At 38.2% G+C, this 24,703-nt stretch carries 23 protein-coding genes; 8 read left to right on the plus strand and 15 right to left on the minus strand.

Annotation, left to right across the window (positions count from 1 at the left end; all coding sequences use genetic code 11):
* Positions 1 to 3 precede the first annotated feature (3 nt).
* The 4 genes from nudK to ACYT6F_RS13485 are packed head-to-tail and all read right to left on the minus strand — an operon-like array spanning position 4 to position 2,472.
* Positions 4 to 585, minus strand: coding sequence for a GDP-mannose pyrophosphatase NudK (gene nudK / locus ACYT6F_RS13470; RefSeq protein ID WP_472598177.1), 582 nt, complete (start codon positions 583 to 585; stop codon positions 4 to 6).
* A gap of 20 nt (positions 586 to 605) precedes the next feature.
* The gene (locus ACYT6F_RS13475) at positions 606 to 1,508 is read right to left on the minus strand and encodes a TIGR01777 family oxidoreductase (RefSeq protein WP_472598178.1); all 903 of its coding nucleotides are present in this window, start codon (positions 1,506 to 1,508) and stop codon (positions 606 to 608) included.
* Positions 1,509 to 1,520: 12 nt separating this feature from the next.
* Positions 1,521 to 1,865, minus strand: a complete 345-nt coding sequence (locus ACYT6F_RS13480; protein WP_185194804.1) for a hypothetical protein — start codon at positions 1,863 to 1,865, stop codon at positions 1,521 to 1,523.
* Between the two features lie 4 nt (positions 1,866 to 1,869).
* Entirely contained in the window at positions 1,870 to 2,472 is a 603-nt protein-coding gene (locus ACYT6F_RS13485) for an HPP family protein (RefSeq protein ID WP_472598179.1), read from the minus strand.
* A 203-nt stretch (positions 2,473 to 2,675) separates the two neighbouring features.
* Here ACYT6F_RS13485 and ACYT6F_RS13490 point away from each other — a divergent pair, with 203 nt between their 5' ends.
* From ACYT6F_RS13490 to ACYT6F_RS13515, 6 genes are all read left to right on the plus strand, one after another.
* Positions 2,676 to 3,008 (plus strand): single-stranded DNA-binding protein, encoded by a 333-nt coding sequence (locus tag ACYT6F_RS13490; protein ID WP_169230764.1) that lies wholly within the window; start codon positions 2,676 to 2,678, stop codon positions 3,006 to 3,008.
* A gap of 15 nt (positions 3,009 to 3,023) precedes the next feature.
* Positions 3,024 to 3,476: an HRDC domain-containing protein gene (locus tag ACYT6F_RS13495; RefSeq protein WP_472598180.1), complete on the plus strand. Its 453-nt coding sequence runs from the start codon at positions 3,024 to 3,026 to the stop codon at positions 3,474 to 3,476.
* Positions 3,477 to 3,616: 140 nt separating this feature from the next.
* Positions 3,617 to 4,969, plus strand: a complete 1,353-nt coding sequence (hisS, locus tag ACYT6F_RS13500) for a histidine--tRNA ligase (RefSeq protein WP_472598181.1) — start codon at positions 3,617 to 3,619, stop codon at positions 4,967 to 4,969.
* A 4-nt stretch (positions 4,970 to 4,973) separates the two neighbouring features.
* Entirely contained in the window at positions 4,974 to 6,041 is a 1,068-nt protein-coding gene (locus ACYT6F_RS13505; protein WP_472598182.1) for a leucine-rich repeat domain-containing protein, read from the plus strand.
* Positions 6,038 to 7,168, plus strand: a complete 1,131-nt coding sequence (chrA, locus tag ACYT6F_RS13510; protein ID WP_472598183.1) for a chromate efflux transporter — start codon at positions 6,038 to 6,040, stop codon at positions 7,166 to 7,168. The genes ACYT6F_RS13505 and chrA overlap by 4 nt, the downstream gene beginning before the upstream one ends.
* 348 nt (positions 7,169 to 7,516) lie before the next feature.
* Entirely contained in the window at positions 7,517 to 8,314 is a 798-nt protein-coding gene (locus ACYT6F_RS13515; protein ID WP_472598184.1) for a class I SAM-dependent methyltransferase, read from the plus strand.
* Positions 8,315 to 8,368: 54 nt separating this feature from the next.
* Here ACYT6F_RS13515 and ACYT6F_RS13520 read toward each other — a convergent pair whose 3' ends face one another.
* From ACYT6F_RS13520 to ACYT6F_RS13530, 3 genes are all read right to left on the minus strand, one after another.
* Positions 8,369 to 8,626 (minus strand): YtxH domain-containing protein, encoded by a 258-nt coding sequence (locus ACYT6F_RS13520; RefSeq protein ID WP_472598185.1) that lies wholly within the window; start codon positions 8,624 to 8,626, stop codon positions 8,369 to 8,371.
* Positions 8,627 to 8,724: 98 nt separating this feature from the next.
* Positions 8,725 to 9,567 carry an isoaspartyl peptidase/L-asparaginase gene (locus tag ACYT6F_RS13525; RefSeq protein ID WP_472598186.1) on the minus strand — a complete coding sequence of 281 codons (843 nt, stop codon included), beginning with the start codon at positions 9,565 to 9,567 and terminating at the stop codon, positions 8,725 to 8,727.
* A 121-nt stretch (positions 9,568 to 9,688) separates the two neighbouring features.
* Positions 9,689 to 10,579: a cyanophycinase gene (locus tag ACYT6F_RS13530; protein ID WP_072885670.1), complete on the minus strand. Its 891-nt coding sequence runs from the start codon at positions 10,577 to 10,579 to the stop codon at positions 9,689 to 9,691.
* Positions 10,580 to 10,777: 198 nt separating this feature from the next.
* Between ACYT6F_RS13530 and cphA the strand changes: the two genes are divergently transcribed.
* Positions 10,778 to 13,408 carry a cyanophycin synthetase gene (cphA, locus tag ACYT6F_RS13535; RefSeq protein WP_472598187.1) on the plus strand — a complete coding sequence of 877 codons (2,631 nt, stop codon included), beginning with the start codon at positions 10,778 to 10,780 and terminating at the stop codon, positions 13,406 to 13,408.
* A gap of 104 nt (positions 13,409 to 13,512) precedes the next feature.
* Here the strand turns inward: cphA and ACYT6F_RS13540 are convergent, their stop codons facing one another.
* The 8 genes from ACYT6F_RS13540 to ACYT6F_RS13575 form a co-directional block, all read right to left on the minus strand.
* Entirely contained in the window at positions 13,513 to 14,697 is a 1,185-nt protein-coding gene (locus tag ACYT6F_RS13540) for a hypothetical protein (protein ID WP_472598188.1), read from the minus strand.
* A gap of 75 nt (positions 14,698 to 14,772) precedes the next feature.
* Positions 14,773 to 15,609, minus strand: a complete 837-nt coding sequence (locus tag ACYT6F_RS13545; RefSeq protein ID WP_472598189.1) for a type 1 glutamine amidotransferase — start codon at positions 15,607 to 15,609, stop codon at positions 14,773 to 14,775.
* 32 nt (positions 15,610 to 15,641) lie between these two features.
* A complete protein-coding gene (locus ACYT6F_RS13550) occupies positions 15,642 to 16,763 on the minus strand; it encodes a carboxylate-amine ligase (RefSeq protein ID WP_169230751.1) in 1,122 nt (373 codons plus the stop codon).
* Positions 16,764 to 16,789: 26 nt separating this feature from the next.
* Positions 16,790 to 17,743, minus strand: a complete 954-nt coding sequence (locus tag ACYT6F_RS13555) for an ATP-grasp domain-containing protein (RefSeq protein ID WP_472598190.1) — start codon at positions 17,741 to 17,743, stop codon at positions 16,790 to 16,792.
* Between the two features lie 43 nt (positions 17,744 to 17,786).
* A complete protein-coding gene (locus tag ACYT6F_RS13560; protein ID WP_472598191.1) occupies positions 17,787 to 18,500 on the minus strand; it encodes an alpha/beta hydrolase-fold protein in 714 nt (237 codons plus the stop codon).
* A gap of 148 nt (positions 18,501 to 18,648) precedes the next feature.
* Positions 18,649 to 19,860, minus strand: coding sequence for an ATP-grasp domain-containing protein (locus ACYT6F_RS13565; protein WP_472598192.1), 1,212 nt, complete (start codon positions 19,858 to 19,860; stop codon positions 18,649 to 18,651).
* A 140-nt stretch (positions 19,861 to 20,000) separates the two neighbouring features.
* Positions 20,001 to 21,416, minus strand: coding sequence for a leucyl aminopeptidase family protein (locus tag ACYT6F_RS13570; protein WP_472598193.1), 1,416 nt, complete (start codon positions 21,414 to 21,416; stop codon positions 20,001 to 20,003).
* A 3-nt stretch (positions 21,417 to 21,419) separates the two neighbouring features.
* The gene (locus ACYT6F_RS13575) at positions 21,420 to 22,541 is read right to left on the minus strand and encodes an alpha/beta hydrolase (protein ID WP_472598194.1); all 1,122 of its coding nucleotides are present in this window, start codon (positions 22,539 to 22,541) and stop codon (positions 21,420 to 21,422) included.
* A 218-nt stretch (positions 22,542 to 22,759) separates the two neighbouring features.
* On the opposite strand from ACYT6F_RS13575, the gene glgB reads away from it, so the two are divergent.
* Positions 22,760 to 24,703, plus strand: coding sequence for a 1,4-alpha-glucan branching protein GlgB (glgB, locus tag ACYT6F_RS13580; RefSeq protein ID WP_472598195.1), 1,944 nt, complete (start codon positions 22,760 to 22,762; stop codon positions 24,701 to 24,703).

Genomic DNA, 24,703 nt, shown 5'->3' on the forward strand with positions numbered 1-24,703 from the left:
TTTTCACATGATGTTTTTAAGTCTTAGATATTGTAGCAGCATAATGGTTTTGGCATCTTTAATCGCTACAGTGTCAATCATTTGCAAAGCTTCCTCAAAAGAAAGTTCCAGCACTTCAATATCTTCACCTTCATCATCAAGTCCGCCGCCATCATTTATTTTCATATCTTTCGAATATTCAGCGATAAAAAAGTGAAGAATTTCTGTGACAGCACCCGGTGACATATATGCTTCGAAAATCTTCTCAACGTGAGAAATTTTATAGCCGGTTTCTTCTTCGGTTTCCCTTTTAATACAATCTTCAGGATTATCATCGTCCAGAAGTCCGGCACAGACTTCAATCATCATTCCTGTTTCATTTCCGTTAAGAAAAGAAGGCAATCTGAACTGTCGGGTGAGGATTACATTTCCCGTGCTTTTATCATACAGTAAAATGGCCGCACCGTTTCCCCGGTCATACGCTTCACGGCTTTGCTGCTGAAAGCTGCCGTCTTTTTTCTTAATGCTGAACGTTACCTTTTTTAACGTGTACCAGTTGTCTGATAATATTTCGGTCTTTTCTATCTGAACGTTTGTATTGTGCATAGATTGTATAATCTTGATAATTATTTTAATAAATTTTCCAGGGCATTTTTTAGATCGGGGAATTCAAAACGAAACCCCGCCTTTTGAATTTTCTCCGAAGAAGATCTGGAACCTTCCAATAATGCATCGGCAAGCTCTCCAAAGATAAGTTTTAAAACAAATCCCGGAACATTAGGCATAAAAAGTGGCTTTTTTATAACTTCTGCAATCTTTTTAGTTAAATTCTCATTGCTGGTGTGTTGTGGTGAAACGGCATTGTACGCTCCATCCATATCCTGATTTGTTAAGGCAAACTCATAGATCGAACAAATATCATCAATATGAATCCAGGGCATATATTGTTTTCCGCTGCCTAAAGCAGAACCAATTCCCATCTTAATCGGTGGCAACATTTTCTTTAAAGCCCCATCTTTTTCAGAAAGAACCACTGCAGTACGGATTTTAACCACTCTTTCCGCCAGATTTTGTTCTCTAAACTGATCCGCAGCCCGCTCCCACAATACTACTACTTCGCTTAAAAAGTCATTTCCGGGCCCTTCATTTTCAGTGAAAATTTGATCTGTAGTTTTGGTTCCGTAATAATTTATTCCTGAAGCGGATATAAAAGATTTAAGCTTAATATTTTTCTTTTGCAGTGTTTTTAAAATCAGGTCAGCAGAATCAACCCGGCTGGAAATGAGTTCTTTCTTTCGTTCATCGGTCCAGCGTTTTTCAGAAATATTGGCTCCGGCCAGATGAATAACGTGCGAAACACCATCAAAAGCGCTTTCATCAATTGTTTTTTCTCTGATATTCCATTCGAATTCATCAGGACGCCTTTTGCGCCGTGTTAAGAAACGAACGGTATAATTTTTTTCAAGCCTTTTAGCAAGCTCCCGGGCAATAAGCCCGCCGGCTCCCGTGATCAGTATAATATCTTTCATTAGATTATGTTTTTATGACTGATTTTTAACAATTAAAATGAAATCGTCATCCAGAAGTTTATAGCCATAGTCGTAGATAAATTTATATTCAGAACCATTTTTATACACTTTCAGATTGGTAAAATATTCAAAATCAAAACCCAAACCATCAAGTTTTGAGCGGGGTACTTTTGCTTTTCCGTCCGTATTTACCTCGGAAAGAATACGGTAGTTTTTGCGGAGTTTATTATTAACATTACGCATCAAATTGTTAGAATCCTTATTCTGTTTGTTGTTGTAAGCGTTTCGGCAGGCATCGTTACAAAATTTTTTGTCTGATCTTCCGATGATTTTTTCGCCGCATTCAAGACAATCCATAATTTTATTTTTTCAATTTGTGTGGGTGAGCATGTTTTTTCTTTATTAGCTTTTTAAATCTGCTGTGAGCAGGATAACTTCTGTTGGGCGTTATATTATTGAAAAAAAGTGCTGTAAGCAATAAAATGAGGCATCCGGTAAGAACTGGCGATAACGCATACCAAAATCCCAGTTCAGGGATTTTCCCGGTGGAACTTACTGCAATGAGTGCTGTAGCGCCGCCGGGAGGATGAAGCGTTTTGGTATACTGCATCAGGACAATCGAAAAAGCGACTGCCAGAGGAGCCGACAGCCAGATAATATCAGGAACAAGCTTATAAATGGTAACACCCACCAAAGCTGAGATCACATGACCTCCTACCAGATTTCTCGGCTGCGCAAGCGGACTCTGTATTGCACCGTAGATCAATACACTCGATGCTCCGAAAGATCCGATCAGAAATATATTTTCTGTTGCTGATACGGAATGCGACTGTATAAAAGCAATAATTCCAATTCCGAAAAAAGCGCCCAGAAAAGACCAGAAATGTTCTTTATAATCAACAAGCGTCTCCCTGTAAATTACATATTTTGATACCCTGAATGTTCTTTTAATCGCTTTTTTCATAATACTCAAAGGTACGGAATTATCCGTTTTCAAACGGATAAAAATTGATGATCATTTTCTTTATTCGTTTTCAAACGACTACAAACGAATTTAAACAGTTTGGTACCGGCTTGAATTTCAGCTTTCCCCAATCTTTGCAACAGAGATCTGGGAAAAACAGTGAACGTCCCTAATCTGAATTATTAATTTAAAAAACAGAAATTATGTCACTAAGAAACAAAGTAACACTGATTGGTTACACAGGAAAAGAAGTTGAAATGGTAAACTTCGAAAATGGGAACAGCAAAGCAGTCGTATCTCTTGCTACCAGCGATTACTACACCAACGCGAAAGGCGAAAAAGTAGAAGAAACACAATGGCACAATCTCATTGCTTTCGGTAAAACGGCAGAGATTTTTCAGAAATATGTTACGAAAGGAAAAGAAATTGCCATCGAAGGAAAACTTACGTACAGATCATATGATGATAAGGACGGTGTAAAACGCTATATCACGGAAATCAGAGTAGATGAGATTCTGCTTCTGGGAGGTAAATAAATAAAAACACAGGCGATGAAAGTAAAAGTTTTTAAAGTGCGGCTGGATCAGGAGTTTTTACATCATGATCAGCAGACACTTGATGATTTTCTCGGGAAACATCAGGTCGTAAAAGTAGAAACAGCTTTTGTAAATGACGAAAATTACTGGTCCGTGATTCTGTATTTTGAGAGCTTGAAAATGGCGGTTACGACTGTAAAAGAATCGAAGCATGCAAAATATGCAGCAGAAAGCGAAGAACTGAATTCGGATGAAGAGAAAATTCTCTATGCCCTGAAGGAATGGAGATCTGATAAGGCAAAAGAACAGAATCTGCCAAGCTATTTTATTGCAACCAATAAAGAACTCATGTCCGTGGCCAAATATAAACCTGCACGGAAAGAAGAACTGCTGGATATCAAAGGGTTTGGGAAACACAAGATTGAAAATTACGGTGAAGAAATCCTGGAAATTTTAGAAAGCATCTGATATCGGGCAAAAATACAAATGATGAAGAAATTCAAAGCTGGGGAAGATTGTTTCTTCGGCTTTGGATTTTAGTTTTAAAGTCAGTTCAATTCCTTATTTTTGCAACACTTATACATTAATCATCATTTATCAATTATAGAATGAAACCAGGTTTAGCAAAAGGAACGAGAGATTTTACCTCATCAGAAATTGCCAGAAGAAGATATATCATCAATATTTTACAGAAAAACTTTGAATTATTCGGGTTCCAGCCACTGGAAACCCCGAGCTTTGAAAATCTTTCGACATTAACGGGAAAATATGGAGAAGAAGGAGACCGTCTGATTTTTAAGATTTTAAATTCAGGAGATTATACTTCAAAAGTAAATCAGCAGGACTGGGAAGATAAAAACCATCAGAAATTAACTTCGCAGATTTCAGATAAGGCTCTTCGTTATGACCTTACCGTACCTTTTGCAAGATTTGTAGCGATGAACCACAATCAGCTTACATTTCCATTCAAGCGTTACCAGATTCAGCCGGTTTGGAGGGCAGACCGTCCTCAAAAAGGGAGATTCAGGGAGTTTTACCAGTGTGATGCCGATGTGGTGGGAAGTGAAAGTCTTTTGCAGGAAATAGATTTGGTTCAATTGTATTTAAAGTCATTTACGGAACTGGGTGTTTCTGTAACCATTCATATTAATAATAGAAAAATACTTTCCGGATTAGCAGAATTTGCAGGAATTACCGACCAATTAATTGATTTTACGGTAGCTCTTGACAAATTAGATAAAATAGGAAAAGAAGGTGTTATAAAGGAACTTCTTGAAAGAGGGATTGCTCAGGAGTCTATTGATAAACTGGATTTTCTTTTTACACAGTCAGACGACGCTCTGGAGAACCTTTTGCAGCTTAAAGAAAAGTTTGCAGGAAACGAAACCGGATTAAAAGGTGTTGAAGAATTGGAGTTTGTAATTACTCAGTCATTAAATTTAGGCGTTAATATCCAGAATCTGGTATTCGACATTACGCTTGCCAGAGGATTGGATTATTACACCGGAGCTATCTTCGAAGTAAAAGCGGATGAAGTTCAGATGGGATCCATCGGTGGTGGCGGAAGATATGATAACCTTACGGAGGTTTTCGGGGTTAAAAATATTCCGGGAATCGGAATCTCTTTCGGTTTAGACAGGATTTATCTTGTCATGGAAGAGTTGGGACTGTTCCCCGAAGAGGCTACTTCAAAAGTAGAATACCTGTTTGCCAATTTCGGAGGAGATGAAATCGTAGAAGCCCTGAAATTAATAAAACAACTCAGAGAAAAAGGAGTTTCTGCCGAACTGTATCCCGAAGCTGCCAAGATCGGAAAACAGTTTACCTACGCAGAAAAGAAAGGAATTAAAAATCTGGTCTTCCTCGGTGAAGAAGAGATCAAGAACGGAAATGTTACCTATAAAGATATTGAAGCCGGGGAGCAGAAAACGGTTTCGCTGGAGGAGTTTTTACAATTTTAGAGTTATGAAGAACATCTTATTTTCAGCACTACTGATATCTTTTGTTTTTACTCAGGCACAAGAAAGAATGCCGGAAATTCCTAAACAGGACCTCAGCAAAGAAAGCGATCGGGTAGTGCTCAGTGAGATCACAGCATTTCCGGAACATATTTTTACATGGAATATTAAATCCCTGACAGTAATTGAATCGGATCAGCTCACAAGCATACCCGGAAAAATTTCCAGGCTAAAAAATCTTGAATCTTTTATGCTCACCGGAGGGCACAAAATTAAAGATTTCCCCAAAGAGTTTGCTTCTTTGAAACAATTGAAAAAGCTTGCACTGCATAATATGCTTACAGAAAAGATGTCTCCTGTGATTTTTAACCTTAAATCATTGGAAGATTTAGAATATTTTCAGTTCAGTTATTTTGATTTTTCTGAGGATATTGGAAAGCTAAAAATGCTTAAAAGGCTGGGATTATCAAGAGGATTAGATATCAGAAGTTTAAAAAGTGCTGAAGGAAAACCCGGTAGAAATCTTCCGCCTTCCATAAAGAATCTGAAAAGTCTGGAGACTTTATCCGTAAGTGGAAGCCTGATGTCTGAGCTGCCCGAAGAAATAGGATTTTTGAATATGGTTAATGATGTATGGTTTTCGGAAAATCTTTTGAAAGCTTTGCCAAACGGATTTTCCGGACTTCAAAATTTGAAAACGCTGCATTTGGACAATAATGCATTTAAAGTTTTCCCGAAGGAACTATACAAGATTTCAGGTCTTAAAAGGCTGGATATTTATAAAAATCAAATTAGCCAGATCCCTCCCGGAATGATTGGCATGACGGGACTGACAGGACTTTTCATTGATAGAAATGAGCTTACGAACGAATGTTTGACAGAAATTTATAATCTGGAAAATCTTGAAGTTCTGGATATTAGGAATAATAAAATTACGGCTTTTCCTCCAGGTTTGGAAAAAATGAAAAAGCTGAAAGTAATATACATTTCAGGAAATAATATTCCGTATCAGGAAATTTCCCGTGCACAGTCTTTGTTGCCAAAAACAAGGTTTGTTACTCAGGAAATGCCATGAAAAATACAGAAGATCTAAAAGAAATAGCCAGGCTTTTTCTCAAGCTGGGAATAATTGGTTTCGGAGGCCCTGCTGCACATATATCCATGATGCAGAATGAGGTTGTTACAAAAAGAAAGTGGATGTCCCAACAGCATTTTCTGGATCTGATAGGAGCTACCAATCTAATTCCCGGACCCAACAGTACGGAAATGGCCATTCATATCGGAAGAGAAAAAGCAGGCTGGAAAGGCTTAATTACTGCAGGTGTATGTTTTATACTTCCTGCAGTTTTTATTACCGCGATATTGGCGTGGCTCTATAAAAAATACGGTGCTCTGCCGGAAATTCAGCCATTTGTTTACGGAATTAAACCGGCTATTATTGCTGTGATTTTATCGGCGATCTTTCCTTTAGCAAAAAAATCTTTTAAGACAGCAGGTCTTATAATTCTGGGACTGCTTGTTTTAGCGGGATCATTATTAGGTTACAATGAAGTTTTTCTTCTTTTCGGAGCAGGAATTCTTTACATGCTTATCACTTTTGCACGCTCCGGAAGATCCGGAGATTTGAAAAATCTTATTCCTCTCGTTTATTTACAGGGAAGTGAAAATAATTTTATATCATCTTTAAACCTTAAGCTTTTCCTGATTTTCCTGAAAGTAGGATCTATTCTTTACGGAAGCGGTTATGTACTTTTTGCCTTTCTTGATGCAGAGCTTGTTGCAAACGGAATACTGAACAGGAAACAGCTTATTGATGCTATTGCAGTAGGTCAGTTTACTCCGGGGCCGGTTTTCTCATCGGTTACATTCATCGGATATCAGATCAACGGATGGGGTGGGGCTGCCATTTCAACCCTCGGGATTTTTTTACCTTCATTTCTGTTTGTTGCCTTGCTGAATCCCCTCGTAAAAAAGATGAGAAACTCGAAAATTTTTTCAGTCTTTCTCGATGCGGTCAATGCAGCTTCGGTTGCTATTATTGTTTCCGTCTGCATCAGTATGGGAATAGAAACGGTTACTGACTGGCGAACGATTCTTATTGCTGTTGTATCCTTTTATATAAGTTTTCGATACAGGAAAATGAATAGTGCGCTGATCGTTGTATCAGGTTCCATAATGGGATATTTACTGGATTTGTTATAAATGGCGATTATATATCAAAAAAATCGAATAACTTTTAGAAAATGTAAAACTACAAGATTAAAATGTTACTTTACCTCGCAAAAAAGTAACTTTACCATATAAGAAAGTAACCTTATCATTCAAGAAAGTAAATTTACATCGTGCCAATGTAGAATTGCAATGGTAAAATGTAAATTTACTACGCAAAAAAGTAAAACTACTTTGCTAAAATGTAGATTAACCTCACGAGAATATCCTTTTACATCGAAACAAATTAAAAAAATCTGCCTTTTTAATTGAATTACTTTTAAATGAGCCTGTAATTATAGTTACATTTATTTTTATACTTTTAAAAATAAAATATTAATCATGGAAAACTATTTGGAAATCAACAGAAAATCATGGAATGCCAAAGTAGAGCCGCATTTGAAATCGGATTTTTATTTTGTGGATGAATTTTTAATGGGCAGAACTTCTCTGAATTCTATCGAACTGGAGCTTTTAGGAAAGATTAAAAATAAAACAATTCTTCATCTGCAATGCCATTTTGGTCAGGATTCTATTTCCCTATCCAGACTGGGAGGTAAAATAACAGGAATCGATTTGTCTGACAAAGCTATTGCCGCAGCACAGGAACTGGCACAAAAATGCGGTACTGATACTCAGTTTATATGTACTGATCTGTACAGTCTTTCCAATGTTCTTGATGAAAAATTTGATATTGTTTTTACGAGTTATGGCACGATCGGCTGGCTTCCTGACCTTGACCGTTGGGCGAAAGTAATTTCTCATTTCTTAAAGCCTGACGGAAAATTTGTAATGGCAGAGTTTCATCCGGTTGTTTGGATGTTTGATGATGATTTTGAAGGGGTGAAATACAATTATTTTAATGAAAAGCCTATTGTAGAAACATACGAAGGAACTTATGCAGACCCTTCCGCGAATATTGTTCAGGAATATGTGATGTGGAACCATTCTTTAGCAGAAGTATTGCAAAGCCTGATTGATAATAATTTGAAAATACATCAGTTTAAAGAATTCGATTGGTCACCTTATCCTTGTTTCAGACATGTTCAGGAATTTGAAAAAGGAAAATGGCGAATTTCCATGTTTGGTAATAAAGTACCTTTGGTTTTCGCGATAGAAGCACAAAAAAAGTCATCGTAATATTTTAAATTACAATGACTTTTTTTGAAATATATGAATGTTAAATAACTAGTCTTAGCTTACGGTTTCCTGTGCTTTGTTTACAGAATCCTGTGCCTGGTTTTTAAATTCATCAGCTTTGTCCTGAACCTGGGAAGCAACATTGTTGGCTTTGTTTTTAAGATCATTTCCCCATTTGTTTAGGTTATCCTTAGCACTATTCAATTTATCTTTTACCATTTGTTGTTGCTCAGGGCTTGAGTTTTTGTATTTCCAATATGCTAAAGCTCCAAGACCAACTAATGCCAATAAACCTTTTGTCTTATTTCCCATGATTTCTATTTTTTAGGTGTTAATATTAAAATTTGTTACTAGTAATCATGTAAAATACGTGCCAAAAAAAATATCAGAACTATAAAATAATGTTAAAGTTAATGGAAGGTTTTTAAATTTTCTCCGTCAAAACTTGCGAAGACCATAGTGGGATGAGAATCCTGATGGTATAAATTTCCGTGCTGATCGATGGCAATGGCTCCTGCAAAACCGTCAAAAGTTTTCAGTTCATTAAAAGTTTTGTCAAAAGCTTCGCCGAGGGACATTCCGTCGGTTACTCTTGTAACGATCTTTGCTGCTGTAGCATTGCTTACAATATCTTCACCCACTCCTGTGCAGCTAACAGCACAGAAAGAATTGGCATAATTTCCGGCTACGGTGGCAGAATCTGAAATTCTTCCCGGAATCTCAAATCCTTTTCCTCCGGTAGAGGTTGCGACAGCCAATTTTCCGTCTTTGTCGATTACTACGCAGCCCACTGTACCTTTTCCGCCGTTATTTAATTTTTCTTCGTATTCTTTTCTTCTTTTTGGAATTTCGGTAGAGAAATTTTCGAAACCATGAGTTGTGGCATATTTTTTAGCTCCGCTTCCGCCTAAGACCCTGTCGTCTTCCTTCATAAGTTCCTTCGCTACAAAAACCGGGTTTTTTACATCCTGAATATTAATTACGCCGCTCATTTTCTGCGTTTCTCCATCCATAATGGCTGCACTCATCCGTATAATCCCGTCACTTTGGATCTGTGAACCAATACCGGCATTATAAAGTTCATCGTTTTCTAATAAGGAAACGGCAAATGCAGCTGTGTCAAAAGCAGAATGGGTTTGTAAAAATTCAAAAGCCTGTTTTGCAATGTTTTTCAGAGACTCCTGCTTGGCAGTTTTTACCTCATGACTCTGATCGCTTTCTGAAAAGAATCCACCGTGAATGATTACCTTCATTGTAATATTGTTTTTGCAGACAAGATAGCCAAATTTTTCAAAACCGGATATGATTCAACAGACCGAAAAATAAAATTCAGAAAAAATTAAATGGCGATTCATTTAACCTGAAAAAAAGGTGCTACTTTTCCTGTGGAATAGGATTAAATTGCGAATTTTCTATAGTGAGTACTTTGGTGGTAAGATCGTAATGATCGTTCATCGACATTACGTGTACCGTAAGGTTATCAATAGAAATCGGTTCTCCGAGGTTAATATTCGTAAGGTTGGTATCCTTAATAAATCTTCCGTCGACCAAAATTACAAGTCCGGAACCTACGGCCGTCATTACGTCGTTATAAATAAAAAGACCAGTATCTTCCCCAAGACCGATTCCCAGGGTTCTCGGATTGTTGACCACTGCCTGGAAAAGCCTTCCGATTCTTCCTCTTTGTACAAAGTGCGTATCAATAATGACGTTGTCTATCAATCCTAATCCCTGTGTGGTTTTGATCTCACCTTTCAGCAATGCTTCAGAACTGCTCCCCTGGTAAATCATATTTTCAGAGGCAGCAGCAGCTCCGGCAGAAGTTCCTGAATAAATGAAATCCTGCTCCTGGTATTTAAGTAAAATGGTATCATGAAATCTTGTTCCGCCAAGGATGGAGGTAAGACGAAGCTGATCTCCGCCGGTAAACATTACAACGTCTGCAGCATTTGCCCTTGCGACAATAGCATCAGAATTGGCTTCTTCACGGTTGTGAATATCCAGTATATTTACATTTTTTGCTCCTAAAAATTCAAAAGCTTTTTTATATTCAGAGCCTACAATTTGAGGAATCTGTGAGGCTGTGGTAATAATTTCAATAACAGAATTTTCCTTATGCTTAGACTCGTTGATAATTTTTCTAAGGATCCCTCGCTCAAAAAAATTAAGGTTTTTTTCTATATTCTGATCAAAATCGGTTTCTGCAAAACTTCCTTTGTTTACCGCACCACCAATAACAATTAATTTTCCAACAGGTTTCGTCATAGAGTGCAAATTTAAAAAAATATTAACAGCTGAAAAAATTTCATGGTACATAAAATTGATTTTGAGGATTTTAGAATGATTACTAAAGAATGATTATTTTTAATAAATATTCAAATGTGGTATAGTTTTGTTTAGGGTTTTGCATTATCTTTGATTCTAGATGCAGTTATTGTTAACTATTAAAAATGCAAATAGATTATGAAAATTGAAAAAATACAGGCATTGCGCGGCCCGAATATTTGGAGTATCATACGAAAGAAGCTGATACAGATGAGGTTGGACCTGGAAGAAATGGAAAATTTTCCTACCAATAAGATCGAAGGATTCAGGGAAAGGATTGAAAAATTGCTGCCTTCCTTATTCGCTCACAGATGTTCTGAAGGAGTAGAAGGAGGATTCTTTCACCGTGTTGAAACAGGAACATGGATGGGACACGTAATCGAGCACATCGCTTTGGAAATCCAGACACTTGCAGGGATGGAAGTGGGCTTTGGAAGAACACGGGAGACTAAAACACCCGGAGTATACAATGTCGTATTTAATTATATTGAAGAAAACGCAGGAATTTTTGCCGCGGAAGAATCCGTAAAAATTGCGGAAGCTTTGATTAAAGGCGAAGAATATGATATTAATGCCTGTATTCAGAAACTTAAGGAAATCCGCGAAAGGGTTCGTCTAGGACCTTCAACAGGAAGCATTGTTGAAGAGGCTGTTTCCAGAAAAATCCCGTGGATCCGATTAGGAACAAACTCTTTGGTACAGCTTGGTTACGGAGTGAATCAGCAAAGGTTTCAGGCCACCATTACCGGGAAAACGAGCTCTATTGCCGTGGATATTGCCTGCAATAAAGAACTTACCAAGAGAATGCTGCACGATGCTGCGATTCCTGTGCCTATCGGAGATCTTATCATGGATGAAGAAGGTCTTGACAGTGTAGTAAGGAAAATAGGATATCCCGTGGTTATTAAACCTCTGGATGGAAATCATGGAAAAGGTTCTTCTATCAACGTCAATGACTGGGAATCTGCAAAAATAGGATTGCAACACGCCCAGAAATATTCTAAAAAAGTTATTGTTGAAAAATATATTACCGGATACGATTTCAGGGTGCTGGTCATCAACAATAAAATGGTTGCTGCTGCCAGAAGGGTTCCTGCTCACGTTGTAGGCGATGGTGAATTAAATCTTCAGCAACTTATTGAAAAAGAAAATAAAGATCCGAGAAGAGGATACGGACACGAAAATGTATTAACAGAAATTGAAGTTGATAAAGATACTACCGAGCTTTTAGAAAAACTCAACTACACCCTGGAGACAGTTCCTCAAAAGGGAGAAGTGGTTTATCTGAAATCAACAGCTAACCTTTCAACGGGAGGTACATCAATTGATGTTACCGATATGGTGCACCCGGAAAATATCACCATGGCTGAAAGGATTTCAAAAATCATCGGCCTTGATGTCTGCGGAATTGATATTATGGCGGAAAATCTTACCCAGCCTTTAAAAGAGAGTGGAGGAGCCATTATTGAAGTGAATGCTGCACCCGGATTCAGAATGCACCTTGCTCCAAGTGAAGGGCTTCCGAGAAATGTTGCCGCTCCTGTGGTAGATATGCTGTATCCTCCGGGAAAACCTTTTACCATCCCGATTATTGCGGTTACCGGAACCAACGGAAAGACAACGACAACGAGACTGATCTCTCATATTGTGAAAAGCAATGGTTACAGAGTAGGCTTTACGACTTCAGACGGAATCTATATCCAGAATACCATGCTTACAAAAGGTGATACGACAGGCCCATTATCTGCAGAATTTATCCTAAAAGATCCTACCGTTGAGTTTGCCGTGCTTGAAACTGCTCGCGGCGGAATTTTACGTTCCGGGCTTGGTTTTTCACAGTGTGATATCGGGGTATTGACCAATATTGCGGAAGATCACCTCGGAATGAATGATATCCACAACCTCAGGGATCTTACGCGGGTAAAAAGAGTCGTTCTGGACAGTGTAAAGAAAAGCGGCTGGAGCATTCTGAATGCCGATAATGAGTATTCCATGAAAATTGTTAATGATCTTGACAGTCATGTTGCGATTTTCAGTATGAATGAAAACAATCCTCATATTCAGAAATTTGCCAAAGAAGGCAAGATTACCTGTGTTTATGAGGAAGGATTTGTTACGATTAAAAAAGGAGACTGGAAAATAAGAATCGGCAAGGCTAAAGATTTTCCGATTACCATGGAAGGGAAAGCCAAATTTATGATTGAAAACGTATTGGCTGCGAGTCTTTCCTGTTATCTGTATGGATTCGGGATTGAAGATATTTCCAATTCTTTAAGAACTTTTATTCCAAGTGCCCAGCTTACCCCGGGCCGTTTGAATGTATTTAAGTTTAAAAATTTCAAAGTTCTTATTGATTTTGCTCATAATCCTTCGGGATATCAGGCTATTGAAGATTATCTTAAAAATGTGGAGGCAACAAAAAAGATTGGAATTATTTCAGGCGTAGGAGACCGAAGAGACAGCGATATCCGGGAGTGCGGCAAGATTGCAGGAAGAATGTTCGATCATATCATCATCAGAAACGAAAAGCATCTCCGCGGACGTACGGAAGACGAAATCAACGGACTGATCATCGAAGGAATGCAGTCTTCAGGAAAAGATGTGAGCTATGAAATCATTCCTAAGGAGATTGAAGCGCTGAAACATGCCATGGGAATGGCTGAGGAAGGTACTTTTATCACGGCCTTAAGCGACGTAATTTCCAATGCGATTGACCTCGTACAGGATTACCAGACCAGGGAATTAATGGAAGATGACAGAATGTTATAATCATATTTAAAAAAGTTTCGGCGGCATCGAAGATGCCGCCGAAACTTTTTATAAAAATTCTGAAATTTATCTTTGCTAAGGTCTGATGGATTTAATTATATCAATTATTCTTCCGCAAAAAAAGCATTCGAGCTTCCGATCCAGATGGCATCTTTTTTATTGAAATCGACGTTTACCATTGCTGCTTTCGTCATTCTTGCCAAATTTTCCACCAGAATAGGATGGTCGCTGTTTTCAGGCCAGATATAGAGCAAACGGATCTCTGCTTTCGAAAAATCTCCGTTGATATCTTCGAAAATGGGAGCGTAATCTACTTTTCTCTGAAGAATGTAATTTTGTCTGTCCTCAATGGTGTCTGTAATTTCTTTTGTGGGATTTAAATTAACCCCGCTTCCCGCAAATGAAAACAATGGTTTTAAAACAAAATTTTTCAAATCCTCTGTTTCAGGGAATTCATGTAAAAAATAGCTTTTCGGGACAAATTGATGTTGTAAAAGCGGCAATAAAAATTTAGAAATTTTAAAAAACCAATTGGGATGTGTAATCCATTTTACATCAATATCTTCACGGAAATCAAACTCCGTTTTAAGATCAGGAATGCGGTCTAACTCATCAAAAATAACGCGATTATAAATTCTTTTGATTTCAATTAACTGCCCTTCATTATCATAATAAAGTTTTCTGCCGTTCTTTTTTACCTTGGTAAGGCAAACTGTTTTTATTCCAAGTAATTGTTCTGTCAGGATAAAATCGATGGCCGTTTTCTGCTTTTCGGGATAAATTTCAAGAAGCACTACATGTTCAGGATTTTCGTTTCCGACAATAAGATCATTGAGCTGATTTTTAAAATCTTCGGGAGAAATTGTATTTCTCAATTCGGACAGGAACGGATATATTTCACAAAATGCATTCTCAAATACTCTCTGGAATGCATACAGTGAAGGAAAAGCCTGGAGTTCGATGAGCTGCGGCTCTACTTCGCCGTTTTCATTTTTACAGATTCCAAAATCTATGGTAAAAAAATGCGGTTTGTCTGTATCATTCGGAACCCTGCAGTTATCAGGAACGGCTTTTTGTAAGACAACAGAAGGTAAATATTTTATCTGATTGATAATACTGTTGCTTGCATCGATCAGTTTAGCTTCAAAATCTTTGGTAAGGAAAAGCGGACTTTCAGAAATTCTGAATGCGGGTTCCAGTCCGCTTTTTTGCTTTAAATATTCCTTAACCTGAAGATATTTTTCCTGTGAGAATTCCTGATTAAATTGCTTTCGGTATTTTGAAATCATAATCCTTTTTCTTTTGTGATTTAAAAAAATCGGACAATACCGCCCGATTATGTTTACTGTATTAAATTTATTTTGCTAAATCAGAACATTGATTCTGCTGATAATATTTTGTTTGGCCTGATCTAAAAACCTCGGTAAAATCTGAGACTGCGTAAGGGTAATTTTATCTTCATCATCAATTCGGTCGATCGTTTCCAGGTATTTTTCCATTCCGAAGTTTTCAATCATGGCCAGTTTGTTCTTTTCATCTTTCAGATTTTCAATCATTCCTTCAGGATTGGCTTCGGGATGAAACTGTGTACCGAAGATCTCTTCAGAAAACCTTACTGCCATTACCGCTCTCTCCAGATCAATATGAGGACGGAATTTTTCAATCGCTGTAATTTTCATTCCCATTTTTTCAAAACGCTCATGGTCCGGCTCAATAAACTGATAGGCACGCGAATCCACAGCGTAGAAAGGGTCCGGAAGATTTTTAAAGAGAAACTCCTCTTCACCGTCTTCTGTTTTGTGCACAGGCATTACGCCGAAAGAATAGGATTTCCTTTTACAGATATTGCCCAGCTTCCAGTGGATGCTTGCCAGCTGAAAAGAATGGCAGACCAGAAAAAGATATTTTTTTTCCGGACTGATCCGGTTGTGATTGTAAACCGAATCTAAAAAAACACTGAATTGATCTTCCCATTCAAGTCCTTCATGGTGCGGGTTTCCCGGTCCTCCGGAAGAAATGAATATATCAAAATCTTTGATATCGGGAATTTCATTCTTAGATCGTACATCGAATGTTGTAATGCTTACATTTTCTCCCGTACAGCTTTGCCTGAATGCTTCAGAAATTTCTTTTATATTTTTAAATCCCTGATTCACCTGATTATTATTCATATCCAGCAAAGCGATTCGAATATCATTCATATATCTTAAATTTTATACAAATGTATCAAATATTATGAATGTAGTGCTTCACCGTGAGTGATACCATATTCGGTTTCGGAGATCATATAATCAACGACTTTCGTAAGGTCTCCTGTTTCATTAAATATTCGGAGCTGACGGTCTGCGCCGGTTCCGTTTTCAAGAATTGTCCAGGCATATTCTACTTCTTTTCTGCATCCCAATTCATCTACCACATCATCAATAAACTCAAGAAGTTCCTTCAAAAGATCAGGGTACGGTACGGATTCTTCTTTCCCGAAATCAATAAGATGTGCTTCTATTCCGCTTTTTGAGGCTCGCCATTTATTTTCATTCAATAATAATCGTCTGTAGCTTCTGAAGCTTAAATTCTGCTGGTGAAGTTTATAAATCTTCGCTACCAGAGACTGCATAATTGCTGCCAGACAAACTGTTTCTTCTATTCTTAATGGCATATCGCAAATCCTAAATTCAATCGTAGGATAGAATGGATGAACCCGGAGATCCCACCAGATTTTCTTGGCGTTGTCGATGGTTCCTGTTTTTACTAGGAGATCCACATAGCTGTCAAATTCTGCAAGAGAATTGAAAAAGCTGGGAATTCCGGTTCGTGGAAATTTAACGAAAATTTCCTGTCTGTATGATTTAAAACCTGTATTTCTGCCAATCCAGAACGGGGAATTAGTGGAAAGCGCATAAACATGCGGCAGAAAATACCGCATCACATTCTGTATTCTGACTCCTTCTTCGCGGTTCGGAATTCCGATATGAACATGCAGTCCGAAAATGAGGTTGCCACGTGCTACATCGCCCATGTCGTCAACGATTTTAATATATCGTTCACCATTGGTGATGGTGTTGTGTTCCCAGTTTGAAAAAGGGTGCGTTCCGCCGCCGGAAACACGAAGTCCCTGTTCGTGAGCGGTTTTAATGAGATGTCTTCTCAGATTGGTCAATTCTGCTTTGGCTTCCTGAATATTCTGGCAGATTCCCGTTTCCATTTCAATCATGGATTCGTGCATTTCATGCTTTAGGTTTTCACTTAAAACAGCTTTTCCGCCTTCGATAATTTTCGAAACATGAGAAACCAGGTCCCGGCTCTCAACATCAATGATTTGATATTCTTCTTCTATCCCGATAGTAAATTGATGCATTTTTTTTCGTGTTTTATTTGAATGTTTTATTTTACAGAATCTTTTACGAAGGTTCCCCAGGAGATATTCGGTTTTCCGGGAACATATTCTTTTGCTTTTTCTATGGCAAGTTTTGCGGCGTGCTCCACAATCCATGCAAAGTTTTCTTCGCCTACAGAATTCCTGTCTGCATCCGGTGCTGGGTTGCAGAAGTCGATAGCGTAGGGAATTCCGTCCCGAACGGCAAATTCTACCGTATTGAAATCATAGCCTAATGCTTCATTCATTTTGATGGTGTAATCATGAATAGTTTTTAATAATTTTTCCAGCTCTTCGCCTTGTGTCTGATGGGTTGTGGCATATCGTAAATGATGGGCATTTCTGGGTTCATAAGGCATGATGTGAACATATTTTTTACCCAGACAGTACACTCTGTAATAATCATCGAAAATAATTTCTTCCTGCACCATCATGACCAGCTGTTCCGTTTCAGAATGCTTAGCCCAGAGATCTTCAGCGCTTTCTACGCGGTAAACATTCCTCCAGCCTCCGCCATCGTGAGGCTTCATGTAAGCAGGAAAGCCTACATAATTGAAAATATAATCCCAATCGTGAGGGAATTTTAAATTTCTGAAAGAAGTTTCCGAAGTATTCTCCGGTCTTTCGTAAGAGGGAAGCAAAACAGTTTTAGGAAGCGGAATTCCAAGTTTTGTCATTAAAGCATTATTGAAAAACTTTTCATCAGCGCTCCACCAAAAAGGGTTATTGATGACATATGTTCCATTTAATGCTGCATTTTTAAGGTAAGCTCTGTAAAATGGCACATCCTGAGAAATTCTGTCGATAATTACCGCGTATCCGTAATCTGCACCTTGTTCAAGTTTATCAATACTTACCGGTTCTGCAACAATTTCACCTTTACCAAGCTCATTTACTTTGTCAATAAATGCCCAGGGAAAAGTATCTTCCATACCGAATAGTATTCCGACTTTTTTAACCATAATTGTATTTTTTTTAATATTTGTTAATCTGTATTTTTAAATTTTAAGAGAAAAATGCGCCGATAAATGTAGGGAAAACCATTCTCCACAACGGCCAGTCGTGGCTGATCCATTTTCTTTCGTCATACCAGAAATCAATTCCTTTTGAACGCAGAATTTCTGCCATTTCAATATTTTTATCCCTGCAGATATCCTGGTCGGAAGTACTCAAAACAATATGCATATGCTTGTATTTCCAGGCTTCATCATTTCTTACGAATTCTCTGGGACAATTGAAGTACACCTGCTCATCGGAATAACCATCCATAAAATTCCTGATACTAAAAGCTCCGGAAAGACAAAAGAGGTGAGAAACAACATCCGGAAATCGGAAGGCAAAGTTTGCCGCATGATATCCTCCGAAGCTTGCTCCGGCAACCGCAACACGATGCGTTTTATGGATTTTCTGAATATAAGGAACAAACTCCTGAATCAGAAACTGAACATATCTTTCATAATTTCTGATTCTCTGCTGTGGGGAAATATTATCATCATAAAAGCTCCAGCTATCGATGGTCTGGATATTATAAAGTTTAACTTTTCCCTGCTCCACAAACCAATTGATGCTTCCGTTAAGGTGAAAATCGTGATTTTGTGTGTAAAGCCCCTGTGAAGTAGGAAACATAATGATCGGATAACCGTAATGTCCGGTAACCTCAACTTTAAGGCTTGTTCCTAATATATGGGAATAATAATCTGTATGTTCTATTTGTGGCATGTGTTGTATTAAATGATAATTTAAAAATGATTGATTATCAGTATTTTTGCTAGTTGCTAGTTGCTAGTTGCTAGTTGCTAGTTGCTAGTTGCTAGTTGCTAGTTGCTAGTTGCTAGTTGCTAATTGCTAGTTGCTAATTGCTAATTGCTCAGCTTGTCGGTTTGCTTTTAGGAGGAAGAATATTCAGCATTTCCGCAAGAATTTTTTCTGCGGCCCAGTCCAGTCTTTCCTGTATGACAATCGGATCGCTTGATTTATAAACAATACCTACATGATGTTCAATGGGTAAGAATTTTACGGTTTCCTGACTTTCAAAATGGCTGTAGTCAGGATCTTTATCTTTAATCAGTGCAATGATCAGCCCGGAATAATGTCCTGTCGGTTTTGAAACTTCGTAGTTATTTCCTTTAAGCAATGCATCTTCAATTCTGGCCCATTCTCTCCATATATTGATGCTGCTTGAAGCTTCCACCAGATCAGGAATATGAGCACCGCCCACACGCGATGAGGTTTCCAGGAAGTAGTATTTGCCGTCATCTTTACTTTTGATAAATTCTGTATGGGTTGCGCCATGTATAAGCCCGAAGCTGGAAAGAACTTTCATATTGGCTGCTTCAAGCGCTTGAAATTCATCGGAATATCTTCCCAGCGTTTTTGTTCTGAAAACACCGCCTTCATGAGAAACCTGCATAGGCGGCGAGAGGTATTTTGAAGCGGATGTGAAAACCGTTTCTTTATTAAAAGTGAGACTGTCAACATGATATACATCACCGGGCTTAAAACTTTCCAATAAAAATAAATGGCGTTCTTCCCCAAGATTATTGAGTTCCTCCCACAGTTCTTCTTTGGAAGCCAGCTTTTTGATGCCGGAGGCAGAGGCTTCGGAGCGGGGTTTTAATACCCATGGAGGAGAAATTGTATCTGCGAAACGGTTCACTTCATCATTATTGAAAACAGCTGTAAACTCCGGAACATGAATTCCTGAATCTTTTGCTTTCTGCCTCATGGCAAGTTTGTCTCTGAAATATCGGTGTGTAGTCTGACCCATCCCTGGAATACGAAATGTTTCACGGATCAGGGCGGCTTTTTCAACATCATAATCATCAAGAGCAACAACAGCATCTACTTTTCTGGTCTGCATAAGATAAGAAAATCCCTGAACCAGATGATCGAGATTCCATACAGACGGCTTTATTTCGGGCATATAGAAAACCTCATCAATGGCGTGCCACGGCCAGTCTTTTTCTTTAAGATTTTCCGACGTTACCAAAATAATCTTATTACCGAGGTTCTTCATCTCATCCATGAAGTCATACCCCTTGTAATAGCACGAAATACATACTATTGTTTTCTTCTCCATATAATGTTTTTAAGCTTTTGATGAATTTTCAAAAATAAATAATGTTTTTATTTGTTTATTTATTGTTAAAACATAAAATAAAATACAATTTTGAAAATTCTGTTTCAATTATACAGAGAATTTTTGTAATAAACTAATTTTTAATGATAATTTTCGATTAAATCTGACAATAATTGTACTCCAAAACCGGTAGCGGCTTTCTCTTTAGCGTACCCTACATTTCCAAAAGCTACACCAGCAATATCAAGATGCGCCCATCTCGGGTGATTTTCAATGAACTGCTCCAGGAATTTTGCTGCAACAATACAGTCTCCGATAGGTTTCATGGATATGTTTTTGAGATCGGCAACATCAGAACGGATATCATCTTTCCAGATATCCCATAGCGGAAGATTCCATAACCGCTGGTTCGTGGTGTCACCCGTTTTTATCAGAAGATTTTTCAACTCTTCATTATTGGAAAACATCGCTCCGCAGGTATCGCCGAACATTCTTACGGAGCTGCCTGTTAAGGTGGCGATATCAATAAGAATATTTGTTTTGTAATTTTTAGCAAGATAAGAAAGCCCGTCTGCGAGAATCATTCTTCCTTCTGCATCGGTATTCAGTACCTCTATGGTTTTTCCGTTGTAGGCCGTAATAACGTCGCTCGGCAGGAAGGCATTTTCCGAAATTGCATTGTCTGTAATTGGAAGAACAGCAATAATATTCACGGGCAGCTGCATTTCTGCTGCATATATTAAGGCTCCCAAAACGGCTGTTGCCCCACCCATATCCGACTTCATATAATGCATGTTGTCCGGGTTTTTCAGGGAAATTCCGCCTGTATCAAAAAGAACACATTTTCCTACAAGTCCGAATGTTTTGGCATTTTTAACAGTGGTCTTGTATTCAAGAATCGTAAATGCTGCATCGTAAGCGCTGCCCTGATTTACGGAAAGATAAGCACCCAGTCCCAGCTCCTCACATTTTTTCCTGTTGAATGAAGTATATTTAAGGTTGTATTTTTTAGATATATTTTTTAAGTATATGCCAAACGTCTCAGGTTTTTTAAGATTTGCAGGCTTATTGAGCCATTCCTGACACGCAGTCTGCCCGCTGCTCAATGCTTCAGATTTGTGGCTGATCATATCCAGTTTTTTCTGGCTTAAATTTTCGAAATGAAGCTCAAATTTCGGGTTCCAGAAAGCGTGGGTTTTCTCAAACGGATAATTGTAAGTACCCAGAAGAAGACCTTTTATAAACTCTTCAAATTGCTTTTCTACCATAAAATCTCCAACAATAAGGGTAGGAACCGCTGATAGTTTTTCTTTGTAAGTCTGTGAAAACTTAATACCAACCTGCTGTATTTCAAACGCAGGAGAATCGGCTTTGCCCAAACCGATAAAATAAGCGATTCCTCCATCCTGAACATTGATGAAAACTTCATGCTTCTTTCCAGTGAAAAAAGCGGCAATATTTTTATTGAAATTTTTAGAGGTTCTTGACCATTCTTCTTCTGTAAAAAGATGAAATATCTGGGTGTAACTTTTTATTTTTTTATTAACTAATTTCATAATTTAATTTTTAATACTGTTTTGCTGAGGCTGTACTTCTGCAGGATTTTCTTTGCTGTTGTAGTAGAGCCATTCGATAGCTCTGGGGAATTCCTGAGACCAGTAAAATTCACTGTGGGTGCCTTCCGGATTGATACTTGTTCTGAATTCAAAATCAAAAAGATTTTTCTTTTCCCACTGCTTCAGATATTCTTCGAAAACATGAATTCTTTTTACCATTTTAGAGCCCTCCTGACCGCCACCGTATAAATAAATTTTCATTGTGAAAGGGGTTCTGAAATTCATCATCGGGAAATTGTTGTTGGGCTCAACCCACAACGATGGTGAAAAAATAAGCAGTTTGGAGTATACTTCAGGATAAAGAAAGCCGCTGTAAATACTGATCAGGGCTCCCAGTGAGCTTCCACCGATTCCGGTATTGTCCCGATCTTTTTTAGTACGGTAGTTTTCGTCAACAAAAGGTTTGAGCGTATCGGTGATGAAACGGATGTATTTCTTGCCTTCTGAGCCGTTTGCTACATGATCATTATCAAAAATATATTCCTTTATCCGGTCTTCGCTTCCGTGTTCAATAGCAATGATGATAATATCACCGCGTCCGTATTCCGTCAGCAGGGACAGCTTTTTATCGATCTCCCAGTTTCCGTAGTCGCTTCCTTCATTAAAAAGATTTTGGGCATCCTGAAGATAAAGAACCGGATAGTTTTTGTCGGAAATGTAATAATCGTAGGGCAGAAGGGCCCAGATTTTACGGTGGCGTTCCAGCTGTGGAATATAAAATGCTTCGGAAATAACTTCTGCAATAGGGAAAAATTCTTTTTTGAATGGACCCCAATTGAGTCTCCATTTTTTTACCATATCCGAAGTTTCAGCTTCGGATTTGCTGATCTTTCTGTTGGGCGTAATATTCCCATATTGATCGAGCTCCACATTTTCCCATCCGCCTTTTGTAAATTTATACTCAATAAAATCAGGCAGAAATTCATCACCGATTTCTATACAATAGGTTCGGGGATCTGTTTGATGCAGCTTGTACTGTTCATCTTTTGGGTTCCAGCTGTTGAAGTTTCCGGTAATGTAAATATTTCTTTCATCATGCTCTTCGGTACGGAGTTCAAATCTCATCCATATGTGTTTAACAATTCAAAGATAAATTTATAATAAAATCTTTTTATGGCAAATTATTTTTAAAATGATCTTATACTCCTCAAAAAGCTCTATATTTGATAGAAACAAGTGATGATGGGCAATTAAACATAATAATTTCTTCAACAATATGTAACCTTTCTTTCTGATTTTTTTAGTACTTTCAGAAAAATATTAAAATTTAAACCAGAACCGTGATGAATTCGGTTAAAACATATACACTTTTTACGGATCAAGATATTTATCTTTTCAAGGAAGGTAAACATTATAAGCTGTACGATAAGTTCGGGGCACATTCTGCTGAAAAAGACGGAATACAGGGCGTTTACTTTTCGGTTTGGGCTCCCAACGCAAAGAAGGTTTCGGTAATCGGAAACTTTAACAGCTGGAACCCAAAAGATCATATTCTTTTCCCCAGATGGGATGGCTCAGGAATCTGGGAAGGCTTTATTGCAGGCCTTACCTGGGGAACGCTGTATAAATACGCAATAGAAACTGCAAGAGGAGAAATTCTCGAAAAAAGTGATCCTTATGCATTGAGCTGGGAACAGAATCTCCAGGCGGCATCGCTGGTTTCCACTACATGGTACGAATGGAATGATAAGAAATGGATGCAAAGCCGCTGGAAAAAAAACAGCCTTAAAGCTCCGCTTTCCGTATACGAACTTCATATCGGTTCATGGATGAGGAATGATGAAAACTCCGAGAAATTCTTAAATTATCGCGATATTGCTCAAAGGCTTATTCCTTATGTCAAAGAAATGGAATTCACCCATGTGGAATTCATGCCTGTTATGGAGTACCCTTACGATCCGAGCTGGGGGTATCAGATTACAGGTTTTTTTGCGGCGACTTCCCGGTTCGGTTCTCCTCAGGATCTTATGTTTCTGATCGATGAACTTCACCGGAATGATGTCGGGGTTATTCTGGATTGGGTTCCTTCTCATTTTCCGGGCGATGCGAATGGATTGCACAGATTTGACGGATCTTATCTGTATGAGCACGAAGATCCGAGAAAAGGTTTTCATCCCGACTGGAAATCCTATATTTTCAATTACGGAAGAAATGAAGTAAAATCATTCTTAATTTCAAATGCCATGTTCTGGCTGGAACGTTATCATGCAGACGGACTCCGTGTGGATGCGGTAACTTCAATGCTCCATCTCGATTATTCCAGAAATGAGGGCGAATGGGAACCCAATATCTATGGGGGAAATGTAAATCTGGAAGCAAAAACGTTCTTACAGGAATTTAATACGGCAGTATATAAAGAATTCGGAGATATTATCACAATTGCTGAAGAAAGCTCGGATTTCCCAATGCTTACAAAACCTGTTCATGCTGGAGGGGTAGGATTTGGCATGAAGTGGATGATGGGCTGGATGCACGATACACTGGATTATTTTAAAGTAGATCCTATCAGCAGGAAGTTTCATCATCATAAACTGACATTTGCTTCGATGTATGTGTATAATGAAAATTATATGATGCCTCTTTCCCATGATGAAGTTGTTCACGGTAAAGCAAGTCTTATTTACAAGATGTTTGGTGACGAATGGCAGAAATTTGCCAACCTCCGAGCCTTGTATGTGTATATGTTTACACACCCCGGCGCCAAGCTTTTATTTATGGGCGATGAATTCGGGCAGACCAGCGAATGGAATTTCAAAAAAAGTCTGGACTGGCATTTGCTTGTATATCCCGTCCACAAGGGATTGCAGAAGCTTGTAAAAGACCTCAATCATATATACAGGAATGAAGAGGCATTTTATGAAAATCAGTTCTCTCCGGAAGGCTTTGAATGGATACAGGCAGATGATGTGGATAACTCTGTTTATATCTATCTTAGAAAAGGCGAAAGAAAGGATGATGCGTGTATGGTTATTCTTAATCTTACTCCCAGAGTGATTGATTATAAAATAGGGGTAACCGCAGGGAGCCACTGGGAAGTGGTATTCAATTCTGATGACGAACAGTACGCAGGAAGCGGTGTGAAAGCAGATATTTTTGATGAACAGCACGAAGAGTTTATGGGGCATCAGAAATCCATCAGCATTAATCTTCCCCCGCTTGCCGGAATTATTTTAAAAAGAAAAGACAAAAAATATAAACAAAATAGAATTAAACACCACAAAAGATAA

The sequence above is a fragment of the Chryseobacterium sp. NG-CE01 genome (assembly GCF_055695505.1).